The 8,703-nt window shown below is 53.6% G+C and carries 7 protein-coding genes; 2 read left to right on the top strand and 5 right to left on the bottom strand.

Annotated features, from left to right (window positions below; translation table 11 throughout):
* Together FBQ85_21815 and FBQ85_21810 are read left to right on the top strand one after the other, a co-directional pair.
* A partial coding sequence (locus FBQ85_21815) for a tetratricopeptide repeat protein (protein ID MDL1877777.1) occupies positions 1 to 1,856 on the top strand: 1,856 nt, incomplete at its 5' end.
* A 128-nt stretch (positions 1,857 to 1,984) separates the two neighbouring features.
* Entirely contained in the window at positions 1,985 to 2,554 is a 570-nt protein-coding gene (locus tag FBQ85_21810; GenBank protein ID MDL1877776.1) for a hypothetical protein, read from the top strand.
* A 16-nt stretch (positions 2,555 to 2,570) separates the two neighbouring features.
* Here the strand turns inward: FBQ85_21810 and glgA are convergent, their stop codons facing one another.
* From glgA to FBQ85_21785, 5 genes are all read right to left on the bottom strand, one after another.
* Positions 2,571 to 4,025, bottom strand: a complete 1,455-nt coding sequence (glgA, locus tag FBQ85_21805; GenBank protein ID MDL1877775.1) for a glycogen synthase GlgA — start codon at positions 4,023 to 4,025, stop codon at positions 2,571 to 2,573.
* A gap of 202 nt (positions 4,026 to 4,227) precedes the next feature.
* Positions 4,228 to 5,163, bottom strand: coding sequence for a hypothetical protein (locus tag FBQ85_21800; protein MDL1877774.1), 936 nt, complete (start codon positions 5,161 to 5,163; stop codon positions 4,228 to 4,230).
* A gap of 336 nt (positions 5,164 to 5,499) precedes the next feature.
* Positions 5,500 to 6,660: a PLP-dependent transferase gene (locus tag FBQ85_21795; GenBank protein MDL1877773.1), complete on the bottom strand. Its 1,161-nt coding sequence runs from the start codon at positions 6,658 to 6,660 to the stop codon at positions 5,500 to 5,502.
* A 162-nt stretch (positions 6,661 to 6,822) separates the two neighbouring features.
* The gene (hemW, locus tag FBQ85_21790; protein MDL1877772.1) at positions 6,823 to 7,977 is read right to left on the bottom strand and encodes a radical SAM family heme chaperone HemW; all 1,155 of its coding nucleotides are present in this window, start codon (positions 7,975 to 7,977) and stop codon (positions 6,823 to 6,825) included.
* A gap of 376 nt (positions 7,978 to 8,353) precedes the next feature.
* Positions 8,354 to 8,703 (bottom strand): hypothetical protein (locus FBQ85_21785; GenBank protein MDL1877771.1); only part of this gene is annotated, 350 nt, incomplete at its 5' end.

Here is an 8,703-nt window from a genome sequence, read left to right as displayed (position 1 = left end):
ACATCGTCGTGCGCCATCCGCTCAGCGCCAGCGCAGCGCCGGCGCAATATATGATGGGCGAATGCCGCCTGGGCGCCGGAGACTATGCCCGTGCCGAGGCGGCTTACGCCGAAGCGCTGCAAGCTTATCCGGATGACGAAGATGCGCTGCGCGCGCAATACCAACTGGCATGGGCGCAATTCAAACAAGGAAAATTTGAACAAGCGCAAGCCGGCTTCGAACAAGTGTTGGCGCAAAATCCGGAACCTGAATTGGCGGCAGAGGCGCAGTTCTGGCTGGCAGAAGCGAGCAGTAAAGCCGGCAAGACCGAGGATGCCGAGCAGCAGTATGAAAAATTTCTAACGCAATGGCCGCAGTCGCTGCATGCGGGCGAGGCCTATTACGGTAAGGGCTGGGCGGCACTGGAGCGCAATCAATTGGCAGAAGCCGCCGTCTTCTTCGCGCAAGCGGCGGCGCTCAGTGATGATCCCAACCTTCAAATCGAAGCGACGTTGCACGCCGGCGAGGCATTTGCCCGGCAGCGGCTTTTCGAACAAGCACTGCAATATTATCGCACCGCGCTCACCCTCAAGCCCCTGCCAAGTCAGGCAGCGGAAGCGCATTTTCAAATCGGCATGTGCTTGTACAAGAGCGACCAGCTTCGTCCCGCTATTGAAAGCTTTCGCGAAGTCGCGCATCAGCATTCACAATCCCGCGTAGCGGCGGCGGCGCAGCTTATGCTGGGCCGCGCTTATTTTCATGCCGAGGAATATGAACGTGCGCTCGGCGAGTTCAGCGAGGTGCTGATTCATTTCGGTAATAGCGCACACGCGGCGGAAGCGCAATTCGGACTCGGCGAATGTTATTTTAAATTGCAAAAATATGAGCAGGCGCGTGCGGCATATCAAAACTTGATCGACAACTATCCTGCCAGCGAGCGTATCGATGAAGCGATTACCGGCATGCAATGGGCGCTGGCGCAGCAAGGCCGCCGTGCCGAAGCTCTCGCGCTGGTCGATAAATATTTGAACAGGTTTGAGGATCCCGGCATCGTATCGGAATTATTGCTGCACAAAGCCGAACTTCACCTGCAATTGCAGCATTATGATCTGGCTGCTGCAACGTTCACGCAGATAGCGCAGCAATACCCCGGCAGCCGGGCAGCGCAACAAAGCTGGTTCAAAACCGGCTTGTGTCATGAGAAGAACGGCGACACCACGCAGGCGGCCGTTGCCTTTTTGCGGCAAGCGGAATCGTATCCGGCGTCTTTTTACAGCGCCGAGGCATTGTTTCGCGCCGGCGAGCATTTGGAAAAGATGGGTGAATCGACCCGTGCGATCGCGACTTACGAAAATCTTTTAGCAACGCATCCGTTGCATCCTTTCGCTCAGCGCGCGCCCTATCACATCGGCGTCATACAAATCGCTGAACGCCAATTCGAGGAAGCCCGCCTCACATTCGAAAAATTACGCCAGGCATCCACCTCGCAACGCACGCAAGCGCTGGCGCAATTGGGACTGGGCAAGCTCGCGCTGGCGCAAAATCGCCTCGCGCAGGCGCGTTCGCATTTCAACGAAGCCATCAAGTTCGAACAAGCAGACATCGCCGCCGAGGCGCAGTTTGATCTTGGCCAAAGCTATGTGCAGGAGCAGAACGAGCGCCAGGCGATTGCCGAATGGCTCAAGCTGAAACCTTTTTATGATGATTCTCCCGAATGGGCGGCAAAGGGCATTATCGCCGCGGCGCAAGCACACGAGCGTCTGCGAGAATTCGACGAGGCCAGCCGCCTCTATCGCGAAGTCATCACGCGTTATCCGGCCAGCCGGAAGTCCGTGCAAACGTCGCAGCAGCGCCTGGCGGTGTTGCGAGAGAGATGACGACTTGATTCAATCGAAGGAGGGAGTGTGGCAGGGTTGTTTTTGATTTTTTATGCAACGGCGTCGTTGCTGGCGACGATTGTTGTCTGGCAACTTGATCGCCGGCAACGGCAGCGTGAGGCGGATCAATGCTGATGGGACATCTTGCCGTCGGTCTCGCGCTCAAAGCCAGATTCAAACGCGCGCCGTTGCTGCCGCTGCTCCTTGCGGTGCAATTGCTGGATTGGATTTGGCTCATTCTCGTCTGGTTGGGGCAAGAACAGATTCTTCTCAAACCCGAGGGCATCTTTTTGCAGTATGATTTTTCGAACGCGGTATATTCGCATTCTCTTTTTTGGTCGATCTTCTATGCGATAGTCACGTTTTTACTCTTCATTGGCGCTTCCGAGCAAAGGCATTGGGCGGCGCCTTTGAGCCTGGGCGTGCTTTCGCATTGGCCGTTGGATTGGCTGCTGCATGACCACGATTTGCCGTTTGCGAATTTTGGTCCGGACCTTGCCTTCGGCTTGGGTGTGCAAACTCTTTCATCGCCGGCCGCGTTTTTGCTCGAAACGCTGTTGCTTGCTGTGGGATGGATGATTTATTATCGTTCCGTTCGCCGCGACGGCCCTCGCCAGAATCGTTGCGCATGGGGAATTCTGGCGACGCTGCTGTTGTTGAATGTGTGCCTCTACGCCTTTCCGCTGTTGCTCGGATAAGGCGCAACCCGCCGCTTCACCCTCTCCGGCTTTTTGCCCGGCGATAAACTTCCAAATACTTTAACGCCGCGTTATGCCAGGAAAAATCTGCGTGCATGCCGCGGCGCATCATCTCCCGCCAAATTTCTTTTTGCTGAAACAACGCGAGCGCGCGTTGCACGCTGGTGTACAATGCGAAGGGCGTGAAATCGCGGAAGGAAAAACCGTTGCCCTCGCCGTTGAATTCATGATAGTCGTGCACGGTATCGGCAAGGCCGCCGGTGCGGCGCACGATTGGCACGGTGCCGTAGTTCAAACTGTACATTTGATTCAAGCCGCACGGTTCGTAGCGCGAAGGCATCAAAAACATGTCGCTGCCGGCAGTAATCTCGTGCGCCAATTTGTTGTTGAAACCGACGTAGGCGCCGATCTTGTCGGGATACGTGTTCACCGCCCAGCGCAGGAAATCTTCATATTTTTTTTCGCCATCGCCCAACACCACGAATTGCAGCGGCAATTGCATGAGATCGCCAAACGCGGGAGGCAGCAGTTCCAAACCTTTTTGCGGCGTCAGGCGGGTAATCAAGCCGATCACCGGTACGTTTTCATCAAACGGCAGCTTGAATTTTTCCAGCAACGCTTTTTTGTTTTCCAGCTTGGGGGCAAGATCGTCGAAATCGTAACGCCGGGGGATCAGTGTATCCGTGCGGGGATTCCAATGCGTCGCGTCGATGCCGTTCAAAATGCCAAAAAGATCGTCGCGCCGCAGCGCGAGAATGCCTTCCATGCCGGCGCCGTAAATCGGAGTTTGAATTTCTTGCGCGTAGGTTTCACTCACAGTCGTGATCACATCTGCATAAACAATGCCGGCTTTCAAGAACGAAAACGAGTCATGAAATTCATAAGGTCCGCCGGGATAATATTTGTCATAAGGCAGGCCGGCCGCGCCCACGCTCGTCCGCCCGAAGCGGCCTTGATAACCGAGATTGTGAATCGTAAGCACGCTGGCGGTGTGATCGAACAGCCGATCCCAATAGTATTTGTCTTTGAGATAAACCGGCAACAATGCGGTTTGCCAATCGTTGCAATGCAACACCTCCGGCGCCCAATGATACCGCTGCAGGATGGAAATAATCGCCTGCTGCAAAAAAATGAAACGCGCGTCTTCATCAAAATCGGAGGTATACAGCCGGCCCCGGTGAAAATAGTGCGGGCAATCAATGAAGTAATGCTCGAGGCTTAATCCTTCGTTTTTTTTGTACCAAACGTTGAAGGTTAGATTGAAATTGCCGATTTGCAGCGGTATGTCCCGCAATTCACTCGCAAACGTCAAATCGTGGTCCAGCACCTTGATGCTGTCGTACAGCGGCAAAAAGACTTTGACTTCCATGCCGGCTTCAGCCAGCGCTTTCGGCAAGGCGCCGCTGACATCGGCCAAGCCGCCGGTTTTGATGTACGGCACACATTCACTCGTCGCAAACGCGATTCGCATCCAACCTCCTTAGGAACGCCATTTAAATAACATACCCACTTCTTGCAACCGCTAACTAACGCGAATGTACGCCAATAGATTTCTAATTCGCGTTTATTAGCGTTCATTCGCGGTTTGAGATATGGGAAAGTCAGTTAATTCTGATTCCTTAAATCGAAAAATATCAGGAAATGCTTAAAATGCAAGCCGTACACTGGCATTTTCAGTAAGATTTTTCTTCTTCTGGATCTGCGTCGTTCTGCGCCGATAATCTCTCTTCTTCTTCCCACTCTTGCATTCTGCGTTTGATGCGGCGGCGCGTGACAATAAAGCCGGCAACAACGAGCAGCAAGATCGCCGCGCTCCACAACACGGTATCATCCCACAAAAAATACCAACGAAATTTCGCGCGCAGATAATCGAAGTACTCCGACTCGAAGTCCCACAAATCCTTGTTGAAAGCTGCTTGAAATGCGGCGCGTGCATTCTCGTGCGCGGCCAGCGCGCGCGCAAAACGGCCGATGGCGTCTTCACCAAATTTCTGGATGAGATACCCCACGGCATGATAGCTTTCGGAATAAGCCAGCCCGGCTTGCGCATTGCGAAACGTGAGCAACTCTTCGATCTCATCAAACGAAACCAGCGAGCGCGTCGCCATGGCGCTTGAAATCAGCGTTGGCGAAACATGCTGCGTGTCGCCGGAGAGCAATGTTGCCGCGCCCTCGTCAAACCAACGCGGGGCGCGCCCCGGCAACACCATCTCCGCCAGCGTCAAATGCACCAACTCGTGCAGCAGCGTCCCGGGCTTCAACTCGCGATTTGCGCTGGCCACGGGTGATTTGAGAAACATACGCCAATTGCTGACGTCCGCAGCAGCCTCGCCCCAATCCGGGACAACGGAACGCGTGAGATAGTCGAATACATATTGCGTCGGGCAAAGGAAGATCGTAATCGTGCGGCGGGGTTCAAACTCCAGGCGTTGGTTGAGCGCTTGCTGCTGGCGTTGCAACTCTGCAATAACCTGCAGCGCCAGTTTCTGCTCGTTGGCAGCATAAGCAATCACAAAACGTCCGGAACTGTGATATTGCCAATTCTGTGTGAAGGCGGGCGAGGCCAGACCCAACAAGCAAAGGAGGGTGATAACAAGACGAGTCGCCATAATAAAAATAGCGCCAACAAAACTAGTGCACTGTTACCTTAACTGTTGTATGTGTCATTCAGGTGTGGATATATTTTTCATGGTGACAATGTACTAGTGGCCGGAGATGAAAGCAATTTGCAGAAGGTATTTGCTACTGAACACTTTTCAGAAATTAAATTTTTATCCACGGATTTACACTGATCGACACGGATTTCAGAAATCGTTTTGAAGGGCACGATTTCAATACACAAAAAATCAGTAAAATTTTGAGCCCATCCGTGGTTTAAAAATTTGGCTGCTTCCAAATGCCGAGCGGTGTTCTTCAGTGGCTCAAGAAAAAGTATCCGGCAATCTTCATGAAATGCGCGCCAGGCCTGCCTGCAAATCCGCGATCAAATCTTCCGTATCTTCCACGCCGATGGAGAGGCGCACCAAACCGTCGCTCAAACCAATGCGCTTGCGCATTTCCGGCGGCACCGAGGCATGCGTCATCGAGGTGGGATGGCAAATCAAACTCTCAACCCCGCCGAGACTCTCGGCGAGAGTGAAGAGTTTTATGCCTTTGAGAAAATTTTTGGCCGTGTCGAAATCCGCGAGATCGAATGAAATCATGCCGCCGAATCCCGGCTTGCCGTAAGGATCAAGTTGCTGCCGCGCAGCCAATTCACGTTGTGGATGCGAGGCGAGACCGGGGTAATAAACTTTCTGAATGCGCTTGTCCGCGGCGAGCATCTGCGCGATCGTCATCGCGCTTTCATTGCTTTGGCGCATGCGCAGCGGCAAGGTTTTGGTCGAACGCAAGATCAGCCAGCAATCAAACGGGCTGGGCACCGCGCCCACGGCGTTTTGCAGGAAGGCAAGCCGTTCCGCAACCTGCGCGTTGTTCGTCACCACCACGCCGCCCACAACATCGCTGTGGCCGTTGATGAACTTCGTGGTGCTGTGAATGACAATGTCCGCGCCGAGTGTGAGCGGCCGCTGAAAATAGGGGCTGAGAAAAGTATTGTCGACCACCAGCAAGGCGTTGCGCTCCCGGCAAAAACCGGCAAGCTTGCGCAAATCCGAGAGAATGAGCAGCGGGTTGGTGGGCGATTCGACATAAAGCATCTTGGTTTCATTGCGCCAAACATTGGCGACGTTGTCAAGCGAGGAGGTGTCAACGAAATCGAACTGCATGCCAAAATCCTCCATCACCTGGCGAAAGTAGCGCGCCGTTCCACCATAAACATTGGCGGTACAAATGACATGATCGCCGCCCTTCAACAGCTTCGTGACCGTCGAGGTTGCGGCCATACCCGACGAAAAGGCGTAGGCAAATTTGCCCTGTTCGAGCGCGGCTAGATTTTTCTCCAATGCCAGCCGTGTGGGATTGCCGGTGCGGCCATACTCATAACCTTTGTGCACAGCCGGCGCTTCTTGGGCATATGTTGCGGTTTGAAAGATTGGCGTGATCACTGCGCCCGTGGTTTCTTCCGGAAGTTGGCCCGCGTGTACAGCGTCTGTCATGAAGCCCATGCGTTTCCTCGTTGAGTTTGAAAATGTTTATTGGTGAATCGATGCGACTGACGTTATTCCGGTTGGGTGACTCATCGGCAATGTTCAGCCACGGTTTGACTGTGGCTTTAACTCGGCAGATGCCGCGGCGGAGCAATAATGATCAGTGCAGATGGTGATGAATCACGGCGCCAGGCGCGCGCAGATTTCATCACACAAAAACAAGCCTTCACGGCTCAGTTTCAAATAATCCGCCTCGCGCACAAGCAAGCCTTGCGCCTCCATTTTTACAATCTCGCCATTAAAGACTTGCTCAAAAGGCTGTTTGAATTTTCGCGCAAATTCTGCGAGCGGAATGCCGCGGCGCTGCCGCAATCCGAGAAACGCAAATTCGAACATGCGCTGTTGCCGGGTCAACTCTTCGCTGCCGTCTTCGGGCAATTGATTTTCCGCGAGGCGGTCGAGATACTTGCGCAAATTCGCCACGTTCCAGAAGCGCCGCTTGCCGTCAAAGGAATGCGCCGAGGCCCCCAAGCCGAGATAAGCGCTGCCGTCCCAATACTTGATATTGTGTTGCGCTTCGTAACCGGGCTTGGCAAAATTCGATATTTCATAATGGCGATAGCCGTGATCTTCCAAAAACGCAATGGTGAAGGCATAAAACTCGCGCTCAACTTCGGGCGCAAGCGGCGCCAACTCGCCTTTTTGAATCGCGTGATAAATCGGTGTGCCGTGTTCAATCGTCAAATTGTAGGCGGAAATATGATCGGGATTGAGCGCGACCGCGCGCTGCAATGTTCTCTGCCAGCGCCGGCGCGTTTGACTCGGCAAGGCGAACATGAAATCCAAATTCAAATTTTCAAAGCCGGCATAGCGCGCATGCTGCGCCGCCAGCCGCGCCTGCTGCGGCGAATGCACACGATCCAGCAGCTTCAACTCATTTGCTTCGAACGATTGCACGCCCAGACTCAAACGATTGATGCCAACGGCGCGGTAATTCGCCATTTGTTTGCCGTCAATCGTGCCGGGATTGGCTTCCAGAGTAACTTCGAGAACTTCGTTAAACTTGAAATGGGCAAAACAGCAATCGAGAATCGTGGCAATTTGTTGAGGAGAAAGCAAGGAAGGTGTGCCGCCGCCGAAAAAAATCGTTGCAAATTTTTGCCGCTGCCAAAATTTTTCAGCAGCACGCAGCGCAATCTCGCGTTGCAGCGCGGCGATATAATCGGGTATGCGATTGCGGCTGCCGGCAATCGTGTAAAAGTCGCAATAAAGGCAGCGCTTTTCGCAAAAGGGAATGTGAATGTAAAGGCCGGCGTCTGCCACGAGTTGCTTCAGAAGAGGTTAATGTTGCTTGTCCCAACGCTTTGCAAAAGTGCCGAGGATATGCACGCACCGGTTTTAGCCGTTGGGAACAATTTGGGAATATCGTTCAAATAACTTTCCCCTATCTCAAACCGCGAATGAACGCGAATAAACACGAAAGAAGGCTTTCGCGCATATTCGCGTGTATTCGCGGTTTCGAGGAAATGAGAAAGTTATTAAAACGGTATGCCTTAGCTTTTTTTATGGCGTCGCGAAATTATTTGATCGAGTTCCCAATGCGGCCCCAGCGAATATTCTTCAGCCACGCCAGCCAGGGCTTGTCGGTAACGACGGAGAAATAAATCATCAAAGCCTGACCCACGACGTTTTCGCGCGGCAGGCAATCCCACTAGCGGCTATCCTGACTGTTGTCGCGGTTGTCGCCCATCATAAAAAATTGGCCGGGCGGCACGGTGATCGGGCCATAGTAGTCGCCGGATTTCTCGGCATAATTTCGAATAGTGTAAACCTGACCGGCGGGCGTGGTGATTTTATAATACCGCACGGCATGGCCTTCAGCGGCATCGTATTCTTCTTTGAGAAATTCTCTCTCGCCTTCCGGCTTGCCGTCGGTCCAGAACTGGTACTTCTTCGCCGCGGGATGGTTGACGACGCCGGAGATGTGGCCGGAGCCGGCGAGAACGTACTCGACGTCGCCGCCGAAATAGCGGCAGCCGAGGAAGACCGACTTCGCCGGCG

This window comes from Cytophagia bacterium CHB2, assembly GCA_030263535.1.
GTDB lineage: Bacteria > Zhuqueibacterota > Zhuqueibacteria > Zhuqueibacterales > Zhuqueibacteraceae > Coneutiohabitans.
The sequence above is the reverse complement of the archived record's forward strand: the minus strand, read 5'-3'. Positions and strand labels throughout refer to the sequence as shown.